This is a genomic window from Sphingomonas sp. (genome assembly GCF_019749955.1).
Lineage (GTDB): Bacteria > Pseudomonadota > Alphaproteobacteria > Sphingomonadales > Sphingomonadaceae > Sphingomonas.
The window spans coordinates 16,890-38,064 of the sequence record NZ_JAIEPC010000058.1; the positions used below are offsets into that span (position 1 = coordinate 16,890).

The window sequence follows — 21,175 nt, forward strand, 5'->3', positions numbered from 1 at the left end:
TTGCCCAATAACTAGTATCCCCATTCGAGGGATCGGTCACACCACGTGGCCGTCATAGCCGCCCTCGACCCGAGGACGCTATGTTCGACACGCTTGTTCAGAACCTCATCGAATCGTTCGCGGACGTCATCGCGTGCACGGCCGTTGCGATAGCAGACGACCAACAGGCCCGTCGTGACACGCTCGCCGAATATCACGCCGCGGCTAACAAAAGTGCGCAGGCGCTGATTCAACATATCGTCAATGCCACCGACGTAGCGGTTCGCAACCGATATGCGGAATGGGGCAAGCACCCACGCCTTCGACACGAACCCATAAGCGCCGAGGTGCGCGCGGCCGATGTCGGGTTTAACGATGCCGTCGTCGCTTTAAAGGTCAGCCCGACACTGCTTAACCAAGCGCTGTTAGCGGCCGCCTGCATTCGGGTTGCCGCAATCACAGCGGTTGTGGGTCCACAATGCATCTACCTCGGCTTCATCAAGCGCGCTACTCCGGCCAAAGCAGCCCGCCGACAAAAGGCTGCAAAAGCGGACGGCGACAAGCGGCTGAGCCGTCGGGCGATCCAAATTGACGACGTGCCAGTCGAAACTTGGCCGACAGTCGCCGGCCTGATCTCATCGAATTCGAGCCGCGCGCGCGCCCTTGCCGAACTGGAAGCGGAGCGCGGCGGCAAATACGACCTCAACGGTATCATCACCAAGCTAACGACCCTTGCCGCGCTGGACGAGCACCAAGCGTTCATCGATGAGTTGGCAGTCGCGGCAGGGGCGACGGTGCCCGCCGCCAGACCAATGTTACCGCCTTCCGATCAGAAGCTTGTCGCAGACGGTCCGGCCATCGTCGATGAGGTCGCCGAAATGACGACGCCGTCCCGACCTATGTCTTTGCCGGGCGGCGCCATCAGCGAGGAAGCACGCGCTGATATTACGCTGGTCGCCGGATGGTGTGCGGGTAAGACGTGGGCGTTGCTCGAGTGTAACAACGTCATCACGCTTAAGACACTCGCCAAGCGCCGCGACGTCAACGAGGCGTTCGACCGGGTCGCGACACATCCCGCGATGCAGGAAGCGCTTCGCGCCATCCGCGCAGCCGGAGTCCCGCGTGGTCCATGAGCTGCGCCGCGCTACCTGCTGTCTACACCTCTGCCCTCGCGCGGCCCGCCTCTCCGGGCTGCATGACCTTCGAAAGGATGATCCATGCTGACCGATTCGCCCCTTCCATCGCTGCCGATGGACCTGCCGGAAACCCCGCGATCAGCGACCGCCGCCGTCACGACGCGATCGCGCCGTGTCGCCGCTGTAGTAGCGAACTCGAGGCCGCCTATCACTAGCGATGCCGCGATGGTTCTGGTCGATGCGACACAGATCCTAATCGACGATAGGTTCGGGATGGACGTCGCAGGACTGGCGAAGCGCTATGCCGCACCGATCGCAGATGCGCGTCAACGCCTCAAAGCCGGCGAAGCGCAGATGGCCTATCCTTTTGTGCTGCGCGCGGATGATGGTCACTACATCGCGTTCACCGAAATTCCGACAGTGATCGCAGCTATGGAATTGGCTGGTAGCGCGCCGACCACGAACGTCACGGTCGCCGTGATCATCCGCGAGGCTGTCGATGGCGAAGCGATGTTGGCCAGCATGTTCGAAAAGCCGCGGCCCAAGAGCCTGTATGAAAAGGCCTGCTACATCGTCGGCTGCGAGGCGAAGTACCGCAACCGCCGCGCCTGGATGCGCGCTGAGGGAATTTCGGCTGAAAAATGGGAACCCCGCCTCAGCAAAGTTGCCAAGATCGGCAAGCTCGACCGGCGTATCTTGGCAAAGATTGATCCGCACACGATCTCGAACGCTGATATCGCCAGTCGCATCGTTGATTTCTGCACCGACCCCGACAGGCGCCGGATCGTCATGGACATGACGGAAGCAGCCGCTATCGCTGCTGATGGCCTTGTTAACGCCGGACCGCTGTTCAAGCAGATCGACGCTGCGCTTTGTACAACGCGGCCAGCTTTCGTATCCAGCCTGTGGGACGACGGCACCCGCGACCTGCGAGACACCGACGGGGCGCTGATAGCGACCCTCAAACGCGACGGTGACGGTTGGTCGATCACCGGCAGCGATCTCGCCTCACTCACCCGATCCGCCCTGACATCCGCATTCGACGCACTGAAAGAATGATCCACCACCCAAAAACTTGCATCGGTGCAAGTTTTCTTAACGAACGACCGGAGACGCATCACTATGGACAACCCCGACGACGATTCGATCGAACGCTATGTCGATCGCATGATCCGCAAGGTTCCCGAATCAAATCAGCCGGGGTCGGAGATCATCTGCAAGCAAGGCTGCCCCAAAGCGAACTGGATTCGAGAAGGCGACAAGCTCCGCTGCTATTGCCACTCCATGGGTGCTTTCTCTTGGCCCCGGCTCAAGCTGGAAGATTGCCTGGATCGCATGCGCGCGCTTGCAGCCAAGTCGTAACTCGGTCGTGGGGCCGTCCAAAACAGAGAGGTTCCAGCCTAGGAGCCGATTCTTCGATGGTGTGATGTTGCCGAGTCCAAATGGGGAGCCATCCTAATGATGCGGATCGCGCTCGACGTTCTCGAGAAGCTGCCCGGCGATCGGACGCACGAAGATTCGATTCATCGAGGTTTTCAAAGGATCTGGCGAAATGGCTCGACGAACTTGGTCAACCGCAATGAGCCTCGCGATCGCGATCAGCAAAGGCGCGGTCATCGCCCAGATCGCCATCGCGCCGGACTGGACGCACCGGACGGTCTACGGTCTCGCAGGCGCACTCGGCATCGTCGCTGCCATGCTGGTCCACGATCAAGTCCTCGTCCGCCGCAAGACGGCTAGCTAATACACCGACATGTCCCCGTCGCGCAGCGCCTGCATGCGATTGAAGCCCTCCACCGCGTCCTCGGTAGGCTCGCCAATGGTGACCAGCCGGTGCGTCGGCCCGGTTTCTGCCAGCGTGAACCGCGCGCGACCGAGGGCGACGAACCAGGTATGCTCGCCCCAAGGCCAGCCTTCTGGCATGGCGCTCGGCAGCGCTGTGATCTCGGGCGCCGGGACCTTCTGGGTATGGCGCTCGAGGAAGTCGTCGACGACGGCCTGCACGTCGGCCTCGGCCATCTCGAGCATCTCTCGCGCGCGGCGCGGGATCTTGGAGCGGCCCTGCTGCCAGCGGTCGAGGGCCGAGCGCTGGACGCCAAGGAAGTCCTGGATGATCGGCTGCACCAGGTTGAGCGCGAGCCGGCGGATCCGGAATTCCTCTCCGGTGATCATCGAATCGTCGCGGTTGATCGTCATCGCTCCGCTTGTGGCAGATCGTAGCGCCAAGGTGAACCATCCACGCCGATCTTCACGCATCGGCAACGGACGCCGGGATATGCTGGTATGATGAACGCCACCGACACCACCATCGAGCCGTGGTCGCCATATCGCGAGGACGTCTGGCCGCGATCAGGCGGCCGGGTGCTGCTGGGCGAGGCGCTGACCACCTACACCGTGCTGATGCGCGGTCTGCCCGCCGACGAGATCGCTGCGGCCTTCGATGACGACGGCGACGCGCGGACCAGGGCCTATGTTCTCTCCTCGATCCGGCTGCTCGGCAAGCTGCTGGTCGAGGACAGGCTGAAGGCATGGGCGCGACCGATCGGCGGCGGGCAGGCCGTCGAGATGCCGGCAGATCTATGGGAGCTCGACGACTTCACGCACCGATTCGCGACATGCGCGCTGGACATGCGCCGGCCGTTCGACGCGAGCTCGCCACCGACGCACCGGATCTTCATTGGCGACGAGGACCACAAGGCCATCTTCGACGGATGCTGCGAGGGTGTGCCCCGGCCGATCATGAAGAAGGAGCGCGCGACCTCGACCGAGATGGAGCCGGGTCCGGACCTGGCGGTGCCGCCACCGGTCCCGGTCGGCATAATCGATCGACACATCCGCATGCCGGAGATTGAGAGGCTGACCGGTATGGCGAAGCAGACGATCTATAAGCGCATAGCCGAGGGCCGTTTCCCCCAGCAGATCAATCCCGGATCGCGGCCGGCCAGCTGGTACGAGTCCGAGGTCGCAGCCTGGCTGGCGAATCCGCGCTAGGCGATCACCGCGTCCAGAGCCGAGGCACCAGCGCCAGCATCTCAAACGCCAAGCCGATCAGGATGCCGACGATCACCGCGCGACCGACTAGCCACCAGTTCCCATAGATCAGCGCCAGCACGATCCCGATGACCAACCCTGCGGTTGCGCCGCCACCGGTCGCGGTCGTGCGGCCCTCGCGCCCGATGACGAAGAAGGCGAAGGCCGCCACGATCCCGAGAATCCACCACATGCCGATCGCCCCCACCAGCGTTCACGGCGTCGAGGTCGCCGAATGTCTGCGCGCGAGTCAAGTCAGCGATATGCCGAGCGTCGCCGCCCGTTCATTACCTCGGCCACCGGCTTCGCGCCGTCGAGCAGCAGAGCGGCCCAGCTCTCCGCGATCTCGCGGCGGCGGTCCATATACGCCGACCGGTTGTAGGTGAATTCCTCTGCCGACATCCCGATCGGCTTGTGGGCCAGCATCAGATCGATAATCAGCCGGTCGAGGTTATAGCGATCGTTGCCCATCGCCAGGCGCTCGACCTGACCGTTCATGATCGTCGAGAACGAGCTGCGCCAGCCGTGCGGAACATGCCGGCCCTTATAGCCGATGCGGTGATAGAGATAGCCGATCGTGTTCTCACTCATCGGATCTGTTGGATCCCACGACGACGGGAAGATGAGCGGACCATTCCCCGTCATCAGCCGCGCCGCGTGCAGCGTTTCGACCGCCGCATGGCTAAGCGGGACCATGTGGTCGTAGGCCTCGTCGTCGCGCAGCTCGAACTCGAGCTTCATCTCGGCCGAGGGCACTATCCACATTGCCTTCGGCGACGGCTCGCCTGGCTTCGACCAATCGACGTGGTGGATATCTTTCCACGGCATGCGCCTGATCATCCCCGGGCGTTGGGCGGTCAGCCCCGTGAACCGCGATCCCAGCTTGGTCGTCGGCATGGCCCCGGCGTTGTCCACGCCGCGCATCAGCAGGCGCAAATCCTCGATAACGGTGATCGCCGGCCACTTCCTCTTCTTCGGCAGCGCCTTCATGGCCACGACCATGTCGGCTGCCGGGTTGCCGCAGCCGGCGCCGTGCGCCTTTGCGTATTTGAACACTTTCTTGGCGCGCTGGAGCAGCCGCCTGGCCGTCTCGAGCGCACCGCGGGCCTCGACCTTCTTGAGCGTGGCGAGCAGAAGTGGCTCGTCGATGTCGGTGATGGGATAGGAGCCCAGATCAGGGAACAGGTTGTTCTCCATGCTGGTAAGCACGTCCGCTGCGTGCACCGGCTTCCACCGTCCCTTTGACGCATCGTGCCAGGCTCGGGCGTGCTTCTCGAACGTGTCGATCGCGCGGGCGTCGCCGATCAGCTTGACGCGTTTCGCCTCGAGCACCGGGTCCTTGCCGAGCGCCAGGGCGTCCTTCGCCCGATCCCGCATGGTGCGCGCGGTCTTCAGCGGGATGCCCGGATAGTGCCCGAGCACGAGCAGCTTCTCCTTGCCCGCATGGCGGTATTTAAGCCGCCAGACCTTCGCGCCCTTGGTCGTCACGAAGAGATAGAGGCCTCCGGAATCGGCCAGTTTGTAGTCTTTTTCGCGAGCCGCTGCGTTCTTAGCGGCAGTGTCCGTCAGCATCGATACCCCCAGCCTGGCCCGCCGCAGACAGGATACCCCCATGATCGGACGCTCGATACCCCGGGGATACCCCCGAATTGGCTGAGCTGGTGGTGGTTGTCGGTGGACATCAGGAGCCGATTATTCCGCATAAATCCTTACGAAACAATGGACGATAGACGCTGGTGGACGGTGCGAGACAGCGAACTGGCGGAGACGGAGGGATTCGAACCCTCGGTACCGCTAATCGCAGTACGGCGGTTTAGCAAACCGCTGGTTTCAGCCACTCACCCACGTCTCCGGTCTGGCGGCAAGCGGCGGCTATAGCCGCGCTCGCGGCGCGCTTCAACCATCAGTTCGATTCGGTCGGGCGCGAAATCGACTCGCACCGTCGCCGCGCGGTTGCGCGGTCGACTCGCGACGCGCTACCCTCGGGCGCATATAGCGAAGAGGTTGGCGTTATGAAGAAATTTGCACAGTCGGTGGGGTTGGCGTTGCTGATCGCCACAATGGGGACGGCAACGGTTGCGGCGCAGGTGCGCACCGTTGACCCCAACACTGCGATCGACAGCGACATTGCGCGCCCGCAGACGCGCACGCCCGCGCCCGCGCCGCCGCCAGCCGAAGCACCGCGCGCCGATACCCGCGTCACGCCCCCCGTGGCGCCGCCGCCCGCGCCTGCCAATGCCGCTGATCCGGCGACCGGAGCGACCGCCGCCGCCGCAACCTATCAGCGCAAGGATTTGCTCAGCGCGAGCGAGGGCGTGTTCGGCAAGGGCGCGCAGGGACTGGCGGGCATCCTCGAAAAAGTCCTGCGCGACCAAGGCGAACCCAATGCCTATATCGCCGGACGCGAGGCTTCGGGCGCTTTCGTCGTCGGCCTGCGCTATGGCTCGGGCATTTTGTCGCACCGGGTAGAGGGCGACCGGCCGATCTATTGGACCGGTCCCTCGGTGGGTTTCGACCTCGGCGGCAATGCCTCCAAAGTGTTCGTCTTGGTCTATAACCTCTATGATTCGCAGGAGATCTACCGCCGCTTTCCCGAAGGCGAAGGCCATCTCTATTTCGTCGGCGGCTTTTCAGCGACCTATTTGCGGCGCGGTAACACCGTCCTCATCCCGATCCGGCTGGGCGTCGGCGCGCGCGCGGGCGTCAACATCGGCTATATGAAGTTCAGCGAAAAGGCGCGCTGGCTGCCGTTTTGAAGCGCGCGGTTTGACCCAAGCCCGTGCGATCGCGCGCCTCGTACTTGCGGTCGCCTATTTCGCGGTGGGAATCGTCCACCTGAAGTCGCCGGGCGGGTTCGTCGCGATCACGCCCGATTGGGTCCCCTACCCGCGTGAGGTGATCCTTGCGACCGGGATGTGCGAGATTGCCGGGTCCGTCGCACTGCTGGTGCCGCGCCTGCGCTGGTGGGCCGGCGTTATGCTGGCACTTTATGCGCTGTGCGTATTCCCCGCCAACATCAAGCATGCGGTCGACGGCATTGCGGTCGGCGGGGTCGTCCTTGGCCCCTGGTACCATGTGCCACGGCTGCTGTTTCAGCCAGTGATCATCTGGTGGGCGCTGTGGGCGGGTGCGGTGATCGACTGGCCTTTTCGACGCGCTGGCCCGGCTCAGCCCTGATCGGCGATCCGCCAGCCGAGCGTTTCACCGGCGTGGAAGGGGATGATGTCTGCTCCCGCCGCCGACAGGCGATCCGGCACCGTGACGGGCGCGTGTTCGAGCGTTATCCGCGCTTCGTTGAGCGGCAGCCCGTAGAAACGCGGGCCGTTTTCCGAGGCAAAGGCTTCGAACCGGTCGAGCGCGCCCTCCTCGTCGAACACGGCGGCATAGCTTTCGAGCGCGAAGGGCGCGTTGAAAATGCCCGCGCAGCCGCACGCCGCTTCCTTGGCGCTGGCGGCGTGCGGCGCGCTGTCGGTGCCGAGGAAGAAGCTGGGGTCGCCTGAAGTCGCTGCCGCGCGCAGCGCCAGCCGGTGCGCCTCACGCTTGGCGACCGGCAGGCAATAGGCGTGCGGGCGAATGCCCCCGTCGAACATAGCATTGCGGTTGATGTGGAGATGCTGCGGCGTGATCGTTGCTGCGACCAACGCGCCAGCATCGCGCACGAAATCGGCGGCGTCGGCTGTCGTGATGTGTTCGAACACGATCTTCATGCCCGGAAAATCGCGCACCAATCCTGCGAGCACCTGGTCGATGAACACCGCCTCACGATCGAAGATATCGACCGAGGGATCGGTGACTTCGCCGTGCAAGAGCAGCGGCATCCCGATCCGTTGAAGCGTCTCGAACACCGGCGCGAGGCCCGCAATGTCGGTGACGCCGTGTGCCGCTCCCGTCGTTGCATGCGCAGGATAGAGTTTGCAGGCGGAGAAGACGCCGGCGGCAAAGCCCGCCTCGATGTCGGCGGCGTCCGCATGATCCGTCAGGTAGCAGGTCATCAGCGGGGTGAAGTCCAAGCCCGGGGCGAGTGCCGCGATGATGCGCGCGCGATAGGCTTCGGCAGCCGCAGCGGTCGTCACCGGCGGCGACAAATTGGGCATCACAATCGCGCGCGCAAACTGGCGCGCGGTGTAGCCGACCACCGAGGCGAGCATCGCGCCGTCGCGCAAATGGACGTGCCAGTCGTCGGGGCGACGGATGGTCAATCGGCGGGGGGCTTGGGATTCCATTGCGCCCTTCCTAGCTAGGGGACATGACAGATGCCACCCCCTCCGCCCCGGGCACAACGACGCTTGCCGATCGCGCCGTCCTGCGGGTCGCGGGCGACGATGTCCGCGATTTCCTGCAAGGGCTGGTGACGCAGGATCTCGGCGCGCTCGCACCCGGTCACCCGCTATGGAGCGCGCTGCTGTCGCCACAGGGCAAGGCGCTGTTCGATTTCATCCTGTGGGATGGCGCCGACGGCGGCGACGATGTCAGTGTGCTGATCGATTGCGAGGCGGATCGCGCCGACGCGCTGGCGCGGCGGCTGAGTCTGTACCGGCTGCGGCGGGCGATCACGATCGAGCGGACCACGCTCGCGGTCCATTGGGCGCGCGATTCGGATTGCGGCGTCGACGATCCCCGGCTCGCGGCGCTGGGGCGGCGTTGGCTCGGCGCGCCCGGCGCGACCGCGAGCGGCTGGCACGCGCATCGGCTCGGGCTTGGCGTCACCGAAGGGGTTGGCGAGCTCGGCGATGGCGAAACGCTCTGGCTCGAATGCAATGCGCGCGAGCTGCACGGCGTCAGCTTTACCAAGGGGTGTTACATCGGTCAGGAAAATACCGCACGGATGCATCACCGCGCCAAGGTCAACCGCCGGTTGGTGGTCGCACCGATCGGCCCGGCAGGCGACCGGACGCGTGCACGCTATGAAGCGTTAGGGCTGAAGGTCGAGCTGCGCCGAATCGAGGCGCTCGGTGATGCGCTTGTGCCTGAATGGCTGGAGGCTGCGCTCGCGAGCGACTGACTCTGGCGCCCTACCCGCGCCGCAGCATGTGGTTCGCCCCCAATCAACAAAAGGGCTGCTCAACAAAAAAGGGAGGCCGACCAAAGTCGACCTCCCCGATTTTGTACCAGAGCTGAGGCTTAGTTGCCCGAACCCGGCCCGTAGGTGATTTCCACGCGACGGTTCTGCACTTCGCGAACGCCGTCGGCGGTCTGGACGCGCAGCTTGGTGGGATCTTCACCAAATGCCGCGGTCGTGATGACGCCTTCGGGGATCGTGTGCGACGCGAGGTAGCCCTTCACGGCATCAGCGCGACGCTGCGACAGACCGACGTTGTACTTCGGGTTGCCCGAACGATCGGCGAAGCCTGCCAGCATGACCTGCGCCTGACCGCAGTTGCCATAAGCCGAAACCGCATTGTCGAGGATCGACGCTGCTTCAGGCGTGATGTCCGACTTGTTATGGTCGAAGAACACGATGAAAGGCCCAGGCGAGCACGGCGTAGCAGCCGGAGGCGGCGGCGGAGCAACCGGCTCCGGCGGCGGGGGTGGCGGCGGCGGAGGCGGCGGCGGCGGGGGTGGCGGCGGGGGTGCTTCTGCGCCGCCGAAGTTATAGGTGATGCCGCCAAGCAGGCTGTGTGAACGATAGGTACCGCCAAAGTTGCGGCCACGAATGTCGACAAAGCGCGCATCGGGTGCCGTGAAGAAACGGTACTTGATCGAAACGTCGAGATGCTTGCCGAGCGGTGCGCGAACGCCCGCAAGGCCCTGATAGGCGAAGCGCGTGTCCGAATCGTCAAGGAAAGCGCCAGACTGGCTGAGTGCGTAGCCCGAGGCCTTGACGCGAGCGATGCCGACACCGCCACCAACGAAGCCCTGAATGCTGTCATCGTCACCGAAGTCGAGCAGGCCGTTGACCATGAAGCTCAGCGCTGAGGTGTTACCACCAACGCCGCGATACACGCCCGGCGCCGCATTGAGGAGCGCGCCGTTGGTCGAGAAGGTTGGCGTGGTCGTCGAGGACGAATAATTCCTTACCGTCGCGCGCTTATAGCCAACTTCGGCTTCGACCCGGAACGCGCCAAAGTCGTAACCAATGTTACCCGACACGTCATAGCCGTAATCATGGGTGATAGTGCCAGCGCGGGGCGCCGTACCAATGTTGTAATCGATCTTTTCGACGATCGTTGCACCACCATCGACGCCAACGTACCACGACTTGTCGCGGGCGAGGGCAGGCGTGGCGATGATCGTGGAGGCAAGTGCCAGTGAAACGGCTAGCTTCCGCATCATAATCCCCTTTCTTGAGTGTCACTACGGACAGCCCCAACTCCCTAGCCAAAGCTTAGTTTCCACGCAAGCGGGCAAATACCCCGAACTGTGGCGCAAAGGCCACAGAACTGCGATTCCTCAAGTCGCGATCAAACCATGCCCGCGCAAGGTCTCCAGAATCGCGGCGATCGCCGTGCGCGCCTCAGCGTCAACCGTCGTGCCGCCCGCCGGATCGTCAATCGCCGGGCCGCGCGGCCCCACCACCGAATTACCGTCGATTTGCAGCCGATGCCCGGTGAGCACGCCATTGCGCCAGCCGCCGCCTGCGAATCGACTCTGCTGCCCCCCAGCACGATCCCAGACAGACAGTCCCTCGCGCGGCGCGACGAAGCGCCAGCCACCGCTGGTCCAGCCCGCAATGGCGTGTGCGTGCCCGGCCCACGCGCCGTTGGGCGCGCTCCCCACCACCCAGCAGGCGCCGAGATCGGGGGCGTCGGGCGGCGTGTCGACGCCGATGGCCTCCACTACGGCCTGAGTCGCCAGATCGAGCAGCGCGAGCGCCTCATTGTGATAAAGCTCCTTCTGCGCTTGCCCCGGCTGGAGCAGCGGCAGCGCCAGCCGCGCGGTCGTCTCATCGGTCATTTCTTGCTCCTTCGGTCTCAAGGTCGGGCAGCGTGCGACAGGCCATTGGTGCCGCGCTGCCGGATGCGCACGGGTAGGGCCGTGTCGTCGCCGATCGGGAAGGTCGGCGAGACCGTCTCCGCGCTCGCGCCAGTAGCAAAGTCGATACGATAGGATTCGCGCTCCTCGCCCAGCGGCGCATCGGCACCGTCGATCCAGCGCCACCCCGCCCGACTGCGCCGCGCCCAGTGCAAGGCGCCGCTCGCCGCATCGATCCGCAGGTGAACCGGCGAAGGCGGCAGCACGGACGCGCCCGTCACCGGCGCATCGACCCGGACCGGGCCGTCGCCATCGCCAATGCCCGACGCCATCACCGCAACTTCGCCGCCGATGGCCGATAGCGGCAGGTCGATCGCGACCAGCGCCTCGGGCTCGATCAACACGAAGCGATCACCCGCCGCTTGCCGCCCCGCCGCCGCCTCGGTCCCGCGCCGCCCGCGCAGCAGCCGCGACAGCCGCCAGCGCGTCGGGCTGATCGGCTCGGCGCGCCCGAATTGCAGCAGCTCGTCGCCGACCAGCGCGAGATTGGCCCCCGCGTCGAGCCCCGCATCATCGGCATCGGCCAGCGTCATCGCGTCATGCGCCAATTCGACCTCGATCGTCCCAGCGAGATCGCGCAAAGCACTCCCGGCAACACGCGGCGGCACAGCGACCGTCCCGATCGTGGCAGGCAGCGCGGTCGACCCTGCGGCGACCCAGCGGCCGCCGCCGTCGATGCTGTAGAGCAGCGCCGCGCGCCGCCACCCCGCCCCAGCCCCGGCGGCCGCCACCAGCACGCGCGGCGCCGCAAAAATCTCGTCGCCCAGCGCGGGCAGTTCGACCGCATGGACGATCGTCCGTCCCGCCGCCGCATCCGGGCTCGCCAGCACGCGGCCGGAGCTTGCCGCCGTTGCCGCAACCGCACCCCCCAGCCGCACCAGATCAAGCGTCAGCACCATGGCCTCAAGCGACCAACCCGTCACGCGCCACCGCCCCGGCTCGCCGTCAATCGCGACAATTGCCCCCGGCGCCAGATCGAGCGCCGCCCAGTCGAGCGCAACCTGACGTGTCTCGCGCCCCACTTCAGCACGGCGGAGCGCGGTCTCGGCAATCGCCTTCGCCGCGCTTGCGTCAATCGCGGCGGCAACCTCGAGCCGCGTGCTGCGCTGCCCCGCGCCCGGCCGGCGCGCACGCTGCAACCCGATCTGGTAATCGCGCGCGGGATCATAATGCGCGAGCGTGATCACCTGCGGCACGCTCTCGATCGCGGCGAGCTTGCGCGCATGGCGCACCCCGCGCTTGCCCGCACCCGCGCCTTGGTCAGCAATCGTCCGATCGGGCGCGCCATCGATCCGGAGCGCCAGCCCGCCGCCCGCAGGCGCAAACCACTGCCCGCCGATGTCGGCCAATGCCTCCAGCACGCCGCGCGCACTGTCGCCATAGGCCGAAAAGCCGCTGAGCATCGCCCCCGCGCCGCCCGCCGTCACCAGCCCGGCGCCAATCGCCTCGGCAATCGCACCAATCGCGACCGGGCCGTCATCGGCGATCACTTCGAACGTCAGCGACGGGATGCGGTTGCCATACTCGGCGAGCTGGAAATGTTCGAACACCGCATAGGCCAATCCGCGATGCGCGCTCGCCTGCGCGCCCTCCGCCGCCGCGATCAGCGGATCGACCGGCTGAACCTCGTCGCCGCTATGGAGTCGAAACCCCGTCGCGGTCTTGAAATCGCCGCCAGCACCGCGCAGCAGCTTGCCCTCGGCCCAGATCCGCCCCACTCGCCTGATCGGCCGCGCCGACAGCGCCACCGCAAACGACGCCGAATAGCTGTAATTGGTCGTGCTCGGCTGGCCCTTGCCATTGCTCGTTTTCGACGTGCTTTCGATCAAATCGGTCGACCAGATCACCGACCCTGCGACCCGCATCGCGCCGAAGATCATCGGCAGCTGGCTGCCATAAGACGACGTCTGCACCGACAATTCGGTCAGGCGCGGGCCTTGGCGCCCCTTGCCCTTGAACAATTCACGGTCGATCGCCTGCCCGGCGATGGCGCCAATCGCGCCGCCGATCGGCCCGCCAATCGCGGTGCCGACGACGGTAAGCACGAGCGTTGCCATCAAGCTTCTCCTATCATCCGCCAGCGGCCGATCACCGGCCAGGGTATCGGCCCCGGCCGCTCGACGACGCGGCGCAGCATCGCATCGGCATGGATCACGCCGCTGCCGCTATCGATCGCCAGATGGAGCTGGCCGGGGCCGCTCGCGCAGAGCAGCAAATCGCCCGCGCAAGCGTCCGCCACTGCCATCAGCCCGCGCGCTTCGATGAGTGCCGCGACCCGCGCCGGATCGCCGCCGCGCAACGCATAGCCGCTCGGCACGGCGTCATCCCCATAAGCGAACGCCACGAGTCCCACGCAATCAAGCCCGGTCGCCGGATGCCGTGCAGCAGCAATTGCGCCGCCACCGTCTCGACCAGCACTTGCCCGCCCGACCGTGCGCCTACGAGCGCGGCCAGCGCCGGATCGGAAGCGATCAGCGGCGCCCCGCCAACGCCTTCGGCCACCAGCCGCACGCACCGCTGGGCAATGGCATTGCGCGCATAGCCTTCCCGGACTTGCGCCTCATAGGACGAAGGCCATTCGCCAAGCGTCGCGCCCGCCGCAAGCCCATAACGCGCCAAAGCCGGACGGAATTTCTCCCGCCCGGCCGCCTTCCAGCCGAAGATTTTCATTGGTTTTCCTCTGTAGCCAGATGGCTAGTTTCAGCGCTTCTTTAAAAGCACGTGGGCCGCAAACGGTTGCTTTGTTTGAATCGATTCGTCCTGAAAACGCCTGATCACATCTGCTGCAAGTTCAATATCGAACAGTACCTCGGATTTGGTAAGTCTGAAATGAGGGTCATAGTCAGCCAAATGGCGACGTTCTTGGAGATTTGCAAAGGCATTAGCGAAGTCCTGGATATCGATTGAGAACGCACCCGTGTTCTGACATGCCTTCTTTGCATTGCCGTGGTCGAGCGATCGATAAGTCAGTCGCCATGAGTCGCTTGTCCTTATGGCGTGGCTCGCACCGACTAGACTATCGGCACACGAGCGGGCCAAGCAATCGAACAGACCATAATATAGCGTGCTTTGCGCTCTTCGAAGACGCGCCTCCTTTGGACGATTGCTGCCTTCTATGAGGCTCTGCGCCGCCGCGATCAGGTCAAGCGGCTTCAGGGCTCGATTCCAGATTGTCGCTTTGGGAACGGAAGCTCACGATAGGGAACGGTTCCTCGGGGAGTGCCACTCGAAGGTGGCGGACAAAGCCGGACATCTTCCCAGCGGCCACGTCTCGCGGATCGGCCAGCACGATGACAACGCGCCAAATCGGATCACCGTCTTCGTCAACGTTTCGGTGTGCGATGATGGCGTTGACGTTCGCAGCGCCGAACTCTCGCTCTGCGACCGCCTTTGTCTTCGCCTCGTAATCCGACCTTTGCATCTTTCAATTCTGCCATATCAACTGTCTGTTTTCCACAGCTTTGATGGATATGCTCGGCCAAACGGTCCTCACCGCCGCCCGAACCAGATCACGTGCCGCGCGCCCTTGCCGCTGGCTCTTGCCCGCACCACCACTTCGTCGACATCGAACCCCGCCCGCCCCAGCGCCTTCGCAAACGCCGGATCGGCCGCTGCCGACCACACCGCGAGCACCCCGCCGGGCCTTAGCGCCGCGCGCGCCGTCGCCAGCCCGGCGGGCGAATAGAGCCGGTCGTTCCCCTTGCGCGTCAGCCCGTCGGGGCCATTGTCGACGTCGAGCAGGATCGCGTCCCACGCCCCCGCGCCGCCCGCAATCACCGCGCCGACATCATCCTCGACGACGCGCACGCGCGGATCATCGAGGCACCCGGCGGCGAACTCCGCCATCGGCCCCTTCGCCCAGGCAATCACCGCGGGCACCAGCTCGGCAACCGTCACCTGCGCGCCCGGTCCCAGCCGCCCCAGCACCGCGCGCAAGGTAAAGCCCATCCCATAGCCGCCGATCAGCACCCGCGCATCCGCCCCGACGCGGTCGCACGCCATCGTGCCGAGCGCTTCTTCGGAGCCGCTCATCCGGCTCGACATCAATTCCTCGCGGCCGAGCATGATGAACCAGTCGGTGCCGCGCCGCACCAGCCGCATCTCGCCGCCGCCGGGCACGTGCACTGTATCGATCAGTTCGCGCGGGATCATCAGGCCTCCGTGATGGTGTTCGCGCGGGCCGGGATTCCTTCTCACCGTTCGTGCTGAGCTTGTCGAAGCACCGTCCTTCTTTGCGACCCGCCGGAAAAAGAAGAACGGCCCTTCGACAAGCTCAGGGCAAACGGGGCGATGGCGACGCCTGCACGCAGCGTTATGCGTCGCCCTATAGCCGCGCTCGCCGCCGCGCGATAGAATGCCCGTCATGCCCAGTCTCGCTCAGGCCGGTTGGATCGCGCTCGCGCTGCTCTTCGCGGTGCCGCTGCTCGGTTTCGGCTATTTCTTCATCGACGAAGATGGCGCCCGCCGCCGCTTTGCCGGGATCATTCCCTATCTGGTCTATCTCCTCCCGCTCTACAGCGCGGTCATCGGCGCGATCGGCACGCTGATGAACGACCCGCATACCGCGATGACGGGTTTTGCCGTCGCGATCTTCAGCGCCTTCCCCGCCGCGAGTGCGTGGCGCAAGCGGAAGCGCCACAACCCTTAACTACCCCGCCGTTCGTCCCGAGCAACGTCGAGGGACGGGCCACAAGCGACTCGCGTCGCGCCGGCCCCTCGACTGCGCTCGGGACCAACGGGGGTTTGGGCTATAACCGCCGCACCCCAACCTCACGCCTCCGCTTCAACATCAACTCGCTCAAGCCCCACACCAGCGCATCGGCCCGGTCGGGTGACCGCCCCGGCCCCTCATAACCGCCCCCCGCAATCAGCCCGCACATCTCATCCTCAAGCGCCGGGAAAGCCCCCAGGTGCTTCACCCGCCCACGCTCATACAGCGCCGCGACCGGCTCCGCCCGCGCGGTCTTGCCGTGCGCGGCATGGACCAACGTCACCGGCAGCGCCGCATCAGCCGCCGTCAACACGCTGCGCACCATGGCGCCGCCGTTGTTCGCCTCCGCCACCACCCGATCAGCGCCGACCCGCACCGCGCAATCCGCCACCGCGCGCGCCCAGCCCTCGGGCGAGGCGCCCGCAACGCTCGCATCCTCGATCACATAGCCCAGCCCATCGGCATCGATCCCGACCGCAACAATCCCGCAGGCATCACCGCCGACACTCGCCGACGGATCGACGCCCACCACGACGCGCACCAGCGGCGGCAGCACGCGCTCGCGGCACACCTCGAGCATCACGCGCGTCCACAGCGCACCCGCCAGATCGTCGATCAACTCGCCCTCCAGCTCCTGTCGCCCCAGCCGTGTGCCGCCATAATCGGCGGTCATCGCCGCCACGAACGCCCCCGGCAGCAGCCGGTTGTCGCTCATCCGCCCGGTCACCGTTACCGTGCCCTGCGCCGCGCGCAGCCGCTTGAGCAGCGCGATGGGGCGCGGCGTCGTCGTCACCAGCGCACGCGGCCGCTCGCCCTGCCGCAAGGTCATCATCAGATTGTCCCAAGTCGCCGTCGGCCACGCCCATTTGGCAATTTCATCGGCCCAGGCGTGGCTGTGCTGCGGCCCGCGCAGGCCATCGGGATTCTCGCCCGAATAGACGAACGCCTGCGCGCCCGACCGCCAGCTCAGCCGCCCCAGCGACGGCTCCCATTTGGGCCGCATCGGCTCCGGCGCCACCGCCAGCAACCCGCTTTCGCCTTCGATCATTACCCGGCGAACCTCGCCCGCGCTCGCCCCGATCAGCGCGATCCGCGCGCTGCCATCGGCCTCCGCCACCCCGCGCACCCATTCCGCCCCGGCGCGCGTCTTGCCGAAACCGCGCCCCGCGAGCATCAACCACACGCGCCAGTCGCCCGGCGGTGGCACTTGCTCGGGCCGCGCCCAAAAGCGCCAGTCGTGCAGCAGGCCGCGCCAGTCGCGCACGCCCGCCAGCATTTCAGTGGCCTGCCCCGACCGCGCGAGCTGCGCGGCGGGCGACGCGCTCATGCGGGGTCCTCCGGCGCGTCCGCGTCGCCCAGCCGCTCGATCCGGCGCAGCACTTCGGCGCGGGCAGCAGCGTCGCGGTCCTGATTCGGCAATTCCTCGCTCAGCCGCGCGTAGACTTCGGGGCGCTTGGCCTTGAGCATGAACATCGCCAGCGCATCCGAATAATTGCGCACCGTGCCGATCAGTTTGCCGCCAAAATAGACCGGCTTTTCGACACCATGTTGGGCGCGCTCGATTACGGCCTGTTCGAGCGCGTCGAGCGCTTCGCCGAGTGCATCGTCCCACGCGGCTGCGAACGACGGCGTTTTCTGGCGATGCTTGTAGAGCGCCGACTTGGACATCTCCGCATGGCGCGCCGACAGGCTGACATTGGCGGTCTGTGCCAGCTTCTTCAGAAACTTGGTCCGTCGCGTGGCAATTGTCGGCGTTTTCTTCTTTGCCCCCGTCGTTGCCGTCCGCGCCGCCATAGTCCCTCCAACGCAAAGGGGCGGCCCGGCTCATCGCCCGACCGCCCCGACTCGCAATTCTTCAGCGTTCCTGTTATGTACCGAAACAGCGTGACGATGTCAAGCGAAATGTGCCGTATCGGTTAGTCGCTCGATCACCCCCGCCCAGGCGGCGATTTCGTCATTGTGCCAGCGATCGATCACCAGATCGCCCGCCAGCCCGCGCAGCGGGTCGACCTCGGCCGATCCATCCCATTCGAACGTCGCATTGCCGCTGAGCGTCACCATCGCATCTTCGCCCGCCTCGGCGCGCACCATGCCGCCCGCGTTGAACACAGTGAGTGGCTTGGCGAATTTCACCCGACCGGTGAGGCACGCGGCATAGGTCGACGCGGCCATCGCCGATCCGCAGCTATCGGTCAGCCCGACGCCGCGCTCAAAGGTGCGCACGAACAAATCGCCGTCGCGCACTTCGACAAACGACACATTGGCGCGGTTGGGCAGCCAGGCGGGCGCCGCCTCACACACCGCGCCAATCGCGCTCAATTCGGCATCGTCGACCAGCGCCACGAAACTGATCAGATGCGGGTTGGGAATCGAAATCGCGGTGAACAGCCGCTCGCTCGGCAAGTTCGGCACGCGCGCATCGACCAGCAAGGTCGCGCCCGCCAGCGGCCAGTGGCTGACATCGGGATCGGCGGGGCCGGCCGTCTCGCGGATCGTCACAACGCCGGGGGCGAGATCAGGGTCGATCGCCACCGTCGCGCTCGATGTCTTCAGCTTCACCCGCGCCGTCGTGCCGCCCAGCGCAGCAAATCCCGCTCGCGCGACGCAGCGCAAGCCGTTCAGGCACGTCTCGGCTTCGGAGCCGTCCGCATTGAACATCCGCATGCCGAAAGCGTGGCTTTCATCGCCCTTGGTCAGCAGCAACAATCCGTCACCGCCGACCGGCCCGGTGCGATCCGCCAGCGCGCGCGCGACGCCTGCCCAACTCGCATCGGGCAGTTGAAGCGCGCGCGCGTCGATCAGCGGGAAGTCATTCCCCGATCCGTGGCATTTGGTGAAGGCAATCCGCATGGCGCCAATTTAGGCGCGCGACCGCGCGTTGCAAATGGATCAGACGCGCTTGCGGCCAAAGCCACCGGGAGCGCGCACCGCTGCCACTGGTTGGGGCACGCGATCAGGCTCGGGCGCCGGTGGTGCCGCTGGCCCCCGCTTGCGCTCGATCCAGCGCATCCTGCCGCTGTTGTCGCGCTTGAGCTCCACGTTGCCGAGCACGAAGTGCATCCATTTGGGCCGGAACACCATCACCAGCAGCATCAAACCGACGAAGATCGGCATCGACGTGTCGGGCGCGTCGTTGAAATTGCCGCGCGCGGCCGAACGATCGCTGTCGCCGTCACGGATGATGCGGGCAGGCTTGGCAGGGGCCGATTCGTGCAGGGAAATACCCTTGGCGACCGTGCTCGGACATTTCCCGTTGGGATAGGATGGCCCGGTGCACGTCGGACCCGAATTGACCATGCGTGCCACGTCGACCATCGTCACGGGGCTGAAGGTGCGGATGAATTTCGCCGGGTCATTGTCGACGGGCCAGTGGAACACGGCGATGAACACCAATGTCACCGCGACCGGCAGCACCGTCGCAGGCTTCAGGCCAAGCGCATTGCGCTTGTCTTCGGCGCGCCATTCGGCCCAATCGATGCACGCGCTCTGCCAGTCGTTATAAGCCTCGCGGTCGGTGAAATAGAGGCCCAGATGGCGCAGCGTGCCGCGCTCGGGCTGCACGACCGGGCGTCCGGTTGCGTCGCGCGGATAGGCGGTCGAGGCGAGGGGCTGCGGGGCGCGGCCGAAGCCCCCGGCGGCGGAACCTCGGCTATCGCGCCGCTGCCGACCCGGCGCCAGCAGATCGCCCGCCAGCGCCGTGATCGCCTTGATCCGCTCCGCCACCGGGGGGTGCGATCCGCCTTCATGGTCGCACGGGCCATCGAACAACAGCCCTTCGACATCGTGGCTGCCGCGAAACCGTCCGCGTCCGCCGACCTTGCGCAAGGCGCTCAGCAAGGCATCGGGGAAATGGGTCGCGCGGATCGCTTCGCCATCGGCGATATGGTCGCGGCCGAGCTTGATCCCGCGCCGGGCATAGCGCGCTAGCTGCATCGCCAGCATCGTCGCGGTGCTGCCCGCGAGCAGGATGAGCATCATCGGCGGCAGGAACAGCGGGATGATCATTGCCCGCCAATCCTCGATCCGCAGCATATTGTGCGTCTGGAGCATCACGGCGGTGCGCATCAGCGCGTGGTTGGCGGCGAGCAGCCGTGTGTCCCCCTGGCGGATGTGCGACGCTTCGTGCGCCATCACCGCGGCGAGTTCGTCATCGTCAAGCGCATCGAGCAACCCCCGCGTCACCGCGATCAGCCCGTGGCTCGGGCCTTCGCCGACGGTGATGACATTGGGTTCGGGCACCTCGACCACGCCGAAGCGCGGGAAGCGCACGCCCAGTGCTGTGCATTGCTCCTCGGCAATCGCCACGAAGCGCGGCTCATGGGCGCGCGACACGATCCTGATTTTCAGCCGCCGCTGCACGGCGGCGGCATGGCCGCGATAGAGCGACCAGAAGATCAGCGCCGACACCCCCGCCAGCGGCAGCGCATAGCGCAAGGCATAGCCGACCGGGTTCGACAGAATCGTATATTCTTCGTCGAAGATCAGCAGGAAAATCGTCAGCGCGAACGCACCGACCAGCTCAAACGCCAGAATATAGAGCAGAAACAGCGCGGTGCGGCGCCGCTCATTGGCGCGCGCATGCGTTACATAGCCCCGCACTGCCATCACGCCGCCCTTCCGGTCAGAGGCTGATCTTCGCCGCCTCGGCAAACTCATCGCGCCGCTCGCCGAGCGAGAATTTCTCGCGCTTGGGCATCGCATCGGCGCGCGACAGCAGATTGCCGGGGAAGGCGCGGCGGACGCTGTTGAGTTCCTCGACCGCCAGATTGTAGAATTTGCGCGCGGCGGTGATGCGCTCTTCGATCCGGATCAGATCGTGGCGCAGCGTGCTGTAATGCATGGCGCTCGCCAGTTCGGGAAAGCTGTCGCCGACGGTGAACAGGTTCTGCAGCACATTGGCGACTTGGGTTTCGGTGCGGATCGCCGCTTCGCCAATGGCCTCAAGCGCATCGATGCGGGCGTGGAGCACGTCGCGGATCATGTCCTGCTCGCGTTGGGCAAAACCCCGCACGACTTCGACCAGATTGCCGATCAGCGTGCGCCGCTCGACCAGCAGCGCGTCGACATCGCCGAATGCCGCATCGGCGCGCTCGTCGAGCTTGGCGACCAGCGCATGCTGGCTGCGGATTTTCAGCCCGAGCCACGCCAGCGCGCCGATCACCAGCCAGGCCCACCAGAAATCGAGCAGGAAATTGCTGGCGCGGATCAACCGGCCTTCCAGGTCAATTGCTTCGATAAAACTCTGGTCAGGTACCGTTGCCATCATGCGCCTCCGCTGCATTGATTGCGAAACGATCTAAGTCGCATTCGCTAACATATACTTAGCTGTGGGTATCGACCGGCCGTT

General features: G+C 65.7%; 26 protein-coding genes and 1 tRNA gene. 9 read left to right on the forward strand and 18 right to left on the reverse strand.

The features are described 5' to 3' along the window. Positions 1-80: 80 nt before the first annotated feature. The 4 genes from K2W81_RS11630 to K2W81_RS11645 all read left to right on the forward strand — a co-directional run bounded on the left by K2W81_RS11630 (position 81) and on the right by K2W81_RS11645 (position 2,859). Complete coding sequence (locus tag K2W81_RS11630) at positions 81-1,112, forward strand: hypothetical protein (RefSeq protein WP_294104459.1); 1,032 nt, start codon at positions 81-83, stop codon at positions 1,110-1,112. Positions 1,113-1,196: 84 nt separating this feature from the next. Next, on the forward strand, positions 1,197-2,174 hold the full coding sequence (locus tag K2W81_RS11635) for a hypothetical protein (protein ID WP_294104460.1): 978 nt from the start codon (positions 1,197-1,199) through the stop codon (positions 2,172-2,174). A gap of 63 nt (positions 2,175-2,237) precedes the next feature. After that, entirely contained in the window at positions 2,238-2,477 is a 240-nt protein-coding gene (locus tag K2W81_RS11640) for a hypothetical protein (RefSeq protein WP_294104462.1), read from the forward strand. A 217-nt stretch (positions 2,478-2,694) separates the two neighbouring features. Then, entirely contained in the window at positions 2,695-2,859 is a 165-nt protein-coding gene (locus K2W81_RS11645) for a hypothetical protein (RefSeq protein ID WP_294104464.1), read from the forward strand. Here K2W81_RS11645 and K2W81_RS11650 read toward each other — a convergent pair. Continuing rightward, positions 2,856-3,311 (reverse strand): hypothetical protein, encoded by a 456-nt coding sequence (locus K2W81_RS11650; RefSeq protein ID WP_294104466.1) that lies wholly within the window; start codon positions 3,309-3,311, stop codon positions 2,856-2,858. The two genes, K2W81_RS11645 and K2W81_RS11650, sit on opposite strands and share 4 nt — an antisense overlap. A gap of 90 nt (positions 3,312-3,401) precedes the next feature. On the opposite strand from K2W81_RS11650, the gene K2W81_RS11655 reads away from it, so the two are divergent. Further along, positions 3,402-4,106, forward strand: coding sequence for an AlpA family transcriptional regulator (locus K2W81_RS11655; RefSeq protein ID WP_294104469.1), 705 nt, complete (start codon positions 3,402-3,404; stop codon positions 4,104-4,106). Between the two features lie 4 nt (positions 4,107-4,110). On the opposite strand, the gene K2W81_RS11660 is transcribed toward K2W81_RS11655, so the two are convergent. The 3 genes from K2W81_RS11660 to K2W81_RS11670 form a co-directional block, all read right to left on the reverse strand. Next, entirely contained in the window at positions 4,111-4,338 is a 228-nt protein-coding gene (locus tag K2W81_RS11660; RefSeq protein ID WP_294104473.1) for a hypothetical protein, read from the reverse strand. A 62-nt stretch (positions 4,339-4,400) separates the two neighbouring features. Then, entirely contained in the window at positions 4,401-5,717 is a 1,317-nt protein-coding gene (locus tag K2W81_RS11665) for an integrase arm-type DNA-binding domain-containing protein (RefSeq protein WP_294104475.1), read from the reverse strand. Between the two features lie 187 nt (positions 5,718-5,904). Then, positions 5,905-5,997 (reverse strand) — tRNA-Ser (locus K2W81_RS11670). A gap of 160 nt (positions 5,998-6,157) precedes the next feature. Between K2W81_RS11670 and K2W81_RS11675 the strand changes: the two genes are divergently transcribed. Next, positions 6,158-6,901, forward strand: coding sequence for a DUF1134 domain-containing protein (locus K2W81_RS11675; RefSeq protein ID WP_294104477.1), 744 nt, complete (start codon positions 6,158-6,160; stop codon positions 6,899-6,901). 10 nt (positions 6,902-6,911) lie between these two features. Next, positions 6,912-7,322, forward strand: a complete 411-nt coding sequence (locus K2W81_RS11680; RefSeq protein ID WP_294104478.1) for a DoxX family protein — start codon at positions 6,912-6,914, stop codon at positions 7,320-7,322. Here the strand turns inward: K2W81_RS11680 and pyrC are convergent. After that, positions 7,313-8,368: a dihydroorotase gene (gene pyrC / locus K2W81_RS11685; RefSeq protein ID WP_294104479.1), complete on the reverse strand. Its 1,056-nt coding sequence runs from the start codon at positions 8,366-8,368 to the stop codon at positions 7,313-7,315. The genes K2W81_RS11680 and pyrC overlap by 10 nt on opposite strands. A 23-nt stretch (positions 8,369-8,391) precedes the next feature. Here pyrC and K2W81_RS11690 point away from each other — a divergent pair, with 23 nt between their 5' ends. Continuing rightward, positions 8,392-9,147 (forward strand): folate-binding protein, encoded by a 756-nt coding sequence (locus K2W81_RS11690; protein WP_294104481.1) that lies wholly within the window; start codon positions 8,392-8,394, stop codon positions 9,145-9,147. A 119-nt stretch (positions 9,148-9,266) separates the two neighbouring features. Here the strand turns inward: K2W81_RS11690 and K2W81_RS11695 are convergent, their stop codons facing one another. The 8 genes from K2W81_RS11695 to K2W81_RS11730 form a co-directional block, all read right to left on the reverse strand. Then, entirely contained in the window at positions 9,267-10,415 is a 1,149-nt protein-coding gene (locus K2W81_RS11695; RefSeq protein WP_294104483.1) for an OmpA family protein, read from the reverse strand. A 120-nt stretch (positions 10,416-10,535) separates the two neighbouring features. Further along, positions 10,536-11,039: a DUF2793 domain-containing protein gene (locus tag K2W81_RS11700; RefSeq protein WP_294104485.1), complete on the reverse strand. Its 504-nt coding sequence runs from the start codon at positions 11,037-11,039 to the stop codon at positions 10,536-10,538. 17 nt (positions 11,040-11,056) lie between these two features. Next, a complete protein-coding gene (locus tag K2W81_RS11705) occupies positions 11,057-13,174 on the reverse strand; it encodes a phage tail protein (RefSeq protein ID WP_294104487.1) in 2,118 nt (705 codons plus the stop codon). Further along, positions 13,174-13,362: a hypothetical protein gene (locus tag K2W81_RS11710; RefSeq protein WP_294104489.1), complete on the reverse strand. Its 189-nt coding sequence runs from the start codon at positions 13,360-13,362 to the stop codon at positions 13,174-13,176. Before K2W81_RS11710 ends, K2W81_RS11705 begins: the two co-directional genes overlap by 1 nt. Beyond that, on the reverse strand, positions 13,362-13,787 hold the full coding sequence (locus K2W81_RS11715; protein ID WP_366932245.1) for a hypothetical protein: 426 nt from the start codon (positions 13,785-13,787) through the stop codon (positions 13,362-13,364). Before K2W81_RS11715 ends, K2W81_RS11710 begins: the two co-directional genes overlap by 1 nt. A gap of 30 nt (positions 13,788-13,817) precedes the next feature. Further along, on the reverse strand, positions 13,818-13,967 hold the full coding sequence (locus tag K2W81_RS11720; RefSeq protein ID WP_294104491.1) for a hypothetical protein: 150 nt from the start codon (positions 13,965-13,967) through the stop codon (positions 13,818-13,820). A gap of 292 nt (positions 13,968-14,259) precedes the next feature. Further along, the gene (locus K2W81_RS11725; RefSeq protein WP_294104493.1) at positions 14,260-14,538 is read right to left on the reverse strand and encodes a hypothetical protein; all 279 of its coding nucleotides are present in this window, start codon (positions 14,536-14,538) and stop codon (positions 14,260-14,262) included. Positions 14,539-14,606: 68 nt separating this feature from the next. After that, positions 14,607-15,269: a spermidine synthase gene (locus K2W81_RS11730; RefSeq protein WP_294104495.1), complete on the reverse strand. Its 663-nt coding sequence runs from the start codon at positions 15,267-15,269 to the stop codon at positions 14,607-14,609. 202 nt (positions 15,270-15,471) lie between these two features. Here K2W81_RS11730 and K2W81_RS11735 point away from each other — a divergent pair, with 202 nt between their 5' ends. Continuing rightward, positions 15,472-15,765 carry a hypothetical protein gene (locus K2W81_RS11735; RefSeq protein ID WP_294104497.1) on the forward strand — a complete coding sequence of 98 codons (294 nt, stop codon included), beginning with the start codon at positions 15,472-15,474 and terminating at the stop codon, positions 15,763-15,765. Positions 15,766-15,865: 100 nt separating this feature from the next. Here the strand turns inward: K2W81_RS11735 and K2W81_RS11740 are convergent, their stop codons facing one another. The 5 genes from K2W81_RS11740 to K2W81_RS11760 form a co-directional block, all read right to left on the reverse strand. Beyond that, positions 15,866-17,104, reverse strand: a complete 1,239-nt coding sequence (locus K2W81_RS11740) for a terminase family protein (RefSeq protein ID WP_294104510.1) — start codon at positions 17,102-17,104, stop codon at positions 15,866-15,868. 47 nt (positions 17,105-17,151) lie between these two features. Then, positions 17,152-17,622: a hypothetical protein gene (locus K2W81_RS11745; protein ID WP_294104501.1), complete on the reverse strand. Its 471-nt coding sequence runs from the start codon at positions 17,620-17,622 to the stop codon at positions 17,152-17,154. A 99-nt stretch (positions 17,623-17,721) separates the two neighbouring features. Then, complete coding sequence (gene dapF / locus K2W81_RS11750; RefSeq protein WP_294104503.1) at positions 17,722-18,678, reverse strand: diaminopimelate epimerase; 957 nt, start codon at positions 18,676-18,678, stop codon at positions 17,722-17,724. 39 nt (positions 18,679-18,717) lie between these two features. Then, entirely contained in the window at positions 18,718-20,433 is a 1,716-nt protein-coding gene (locus tag K2W81_RS11755; protein ID WP_294104504.1) for a M48 family metallopeptidase, read from the reverse strand. Between the two features lie 16 nt (positions 20,434-20,449). Then, a complete protein-coding gene (locus tag K2W81_RS11760; RefSeq protein WP_294104506.1) occupies positions 20,450-21,091 on the reverse strand; it encodes a LemA family protein in 642 nt (213 codons plus the stop codon). Positions 21,092-21,175: the final 84 nt, after the last annotated feature.

What these genes read in the sequence shown, in the direction of transcription:
- K2W81_RS11635 (WP_294104460.1), top strand. Translation starts at nt 1,197, where the DNA reads ATGCTGACCGATTCGCCCCTTCCATCGCTGCCGATGGACCTGCCGGAA.
- K2W81_RS11645 (WP_294104464.1), top strand. Translation starts at nt 2,695, where the DNA reads ATGAGCCTCGCGATCGCGATCAGCAAAGGCGCGGTCATCGCCCAGATC.
- pyrC (WP_294104479.1), bottom strand. Translation starts at nt 8,368, where the DNA reads ATGGAATCCCAAGCCCCCCGCCGATTGACCATCCGTCGCCCCGACGAC.
- K2W81_RS11690 (WP_294104481.1), top strand. Translation starts at nt 8,392, where the DNA reads ATGACAGATGCCACCCCCTCCGCCCCGGGCACAACGACGCTTGCCGAT.
- K2W81_RS11660 (WP_294104473.1), bottom strand. Translation starts at nt 4,338, where the DNA reads ATGTGGTGGATTCTCGGGATCGTGGCGGCCTTCGCCTTCTTCGTCATC.
- K2W81_RS11640 (WP_294104462.1), top strand. Translation starts at nt 2,238, where the DNA reads ATGGACAACCCCGACGACGATTCGATCGAACGCTATGTCGATCGCATG.
- K2W81_RS11755 (WP_294104504.1), bottom strand. Translation starts at nt 20,433, where the DNA reads ATGGCAGTGCGGGGCTATGTAACGCATGCGCGCGCCAATGAGCGGCGC.
- K2W81_RS11630 (WP_294104459.1), top strand. Translation starts at nt 81, where the DNA reads ATGTTCGACACGCTTGTTCAGAACCTCATCGAATCGTTCGCGGACGTC.
- K2W81_RS11710 (WP_294104489.1), bottom strand. Translation starts at nt 13,362, where the DNA reads ATGGCAGTGGCGGACGCTTGCGCGGGCGATTTGCTGCTCTGCGCGAGC.
- K2W81_RS11675 (WP_294104477.1), top strand. Translation starts at nt 6,158, where the DNA reads ATGAAGAAATTTGCACAGTCGGTGGGGTTGGCGTTGCTGATCGCCACA.
- K2W81_RS11695 (WP_294104483.1), bottom strand. Translation starts at nt 10,415, where the DNA reads ATGCGGAAGCTAGCCGTTTCACTGGCACTTGCCTCCACGATCATCGCC.
- K2W81_RS11745 (WP_294104501.1), bottom strand. Translation starts at nt 17,622, where the DNA reads ATGGCGGCGCGGACGGCAACGACGGGGGCAAAGAAGAAAACGCCGACA.
- K2W81_RS11730 (WP_294104495.1), bottom strand. Translation starts at nt 15,269, where the DNA reads ATGATCCCGCGCGAACTGATCGATACAGTGCACGTGCCCGGCGGCGGC.
- K2W81_RS11760 (WP_294104506.1), bottom strand. Translation starts at nt 21,091, where the DNA reads ATGGCAACGGTACCTGACCAGAGTTTTATCGAAGCAATTGACCTGGAA.
- K2W81_RS11705 (WP_294104487.1), bottom strand. Translation starts at nt 13,174, where the DNA reads ATGGCAACGCTCGTGCTTACCGTCGTCGGCACCGCGATTGGCGGGCCG.
- K2W81_RS11715 (WP_366932245.1), bottom strand. Translation starts at nt 13,787, where the DNA reads ATGAAAATCTTCGGCTGGAAGGCGGCCGGGCGGGAGAAATTCCGTCCG.
- K2W81_RS11650 (WP_294104466.1), bottom strand. Translation starts at nt 3,311, where the DNA reads ATGACGATCAACCGCGACGATTCGATGATCACCGGAGAGGAATTCCGG.
- K2W81_RS11655 (WP_294104469.1), top strand. Translation starts at nt 3,402, where the DNA reads ATGAACGCCACCGACACCACCATCGAGCCGTGGTCGCCATATCGCGAG.
- K2W81_RS11665 (WP_294104475.1), bottom strand. Translation starts at nt 5,717, where the DNA reads ATGCTGACGGACACTGCCGCTAAGAACGCAGCGGCTCGCGAAAAAGAC.
- K2W81_RS11735 (WP_294104497.1), top strand. Translation starts at nt 15,472, where the DNA reads ATGCCCGTCATGCCCAGTCTCGCTCAGGCCGGTTGGATCGCGCTCGCG.
- K2W81_RS11740 (WP_294104510.1), bottom strand. Translation starts at nt 17,104, where the DNA reads ATGCTGGCGGGCGTGCGCGACTGGCGCGGCCTGCTGCACGACTGGCGC.
- K2W81_RS11700 (WP_294104485.1), bottom strand. Translation starts at nt 11,039, where the DNA reads ATGACCGATGAGACGACCGCGCGGCTGGCGCTGCCGCTGCTCCAGCCG.
- dapF (WP_294104503.1), bottom strand. Translation starts at nt 18,678, where the DNA reads ATGCGGATTGCCTTCACCAAATGCCACGGATCGGGGAATGACTTCCCG.
- K2W81_RS11725 (WP_294104493.1), bottom strand. Translation starts at nt 14,538, where the DNA reads ATGCAAAGGTCGGATTACGAGGCGAAGACAAAGGCGGTCGCAGAGCGA.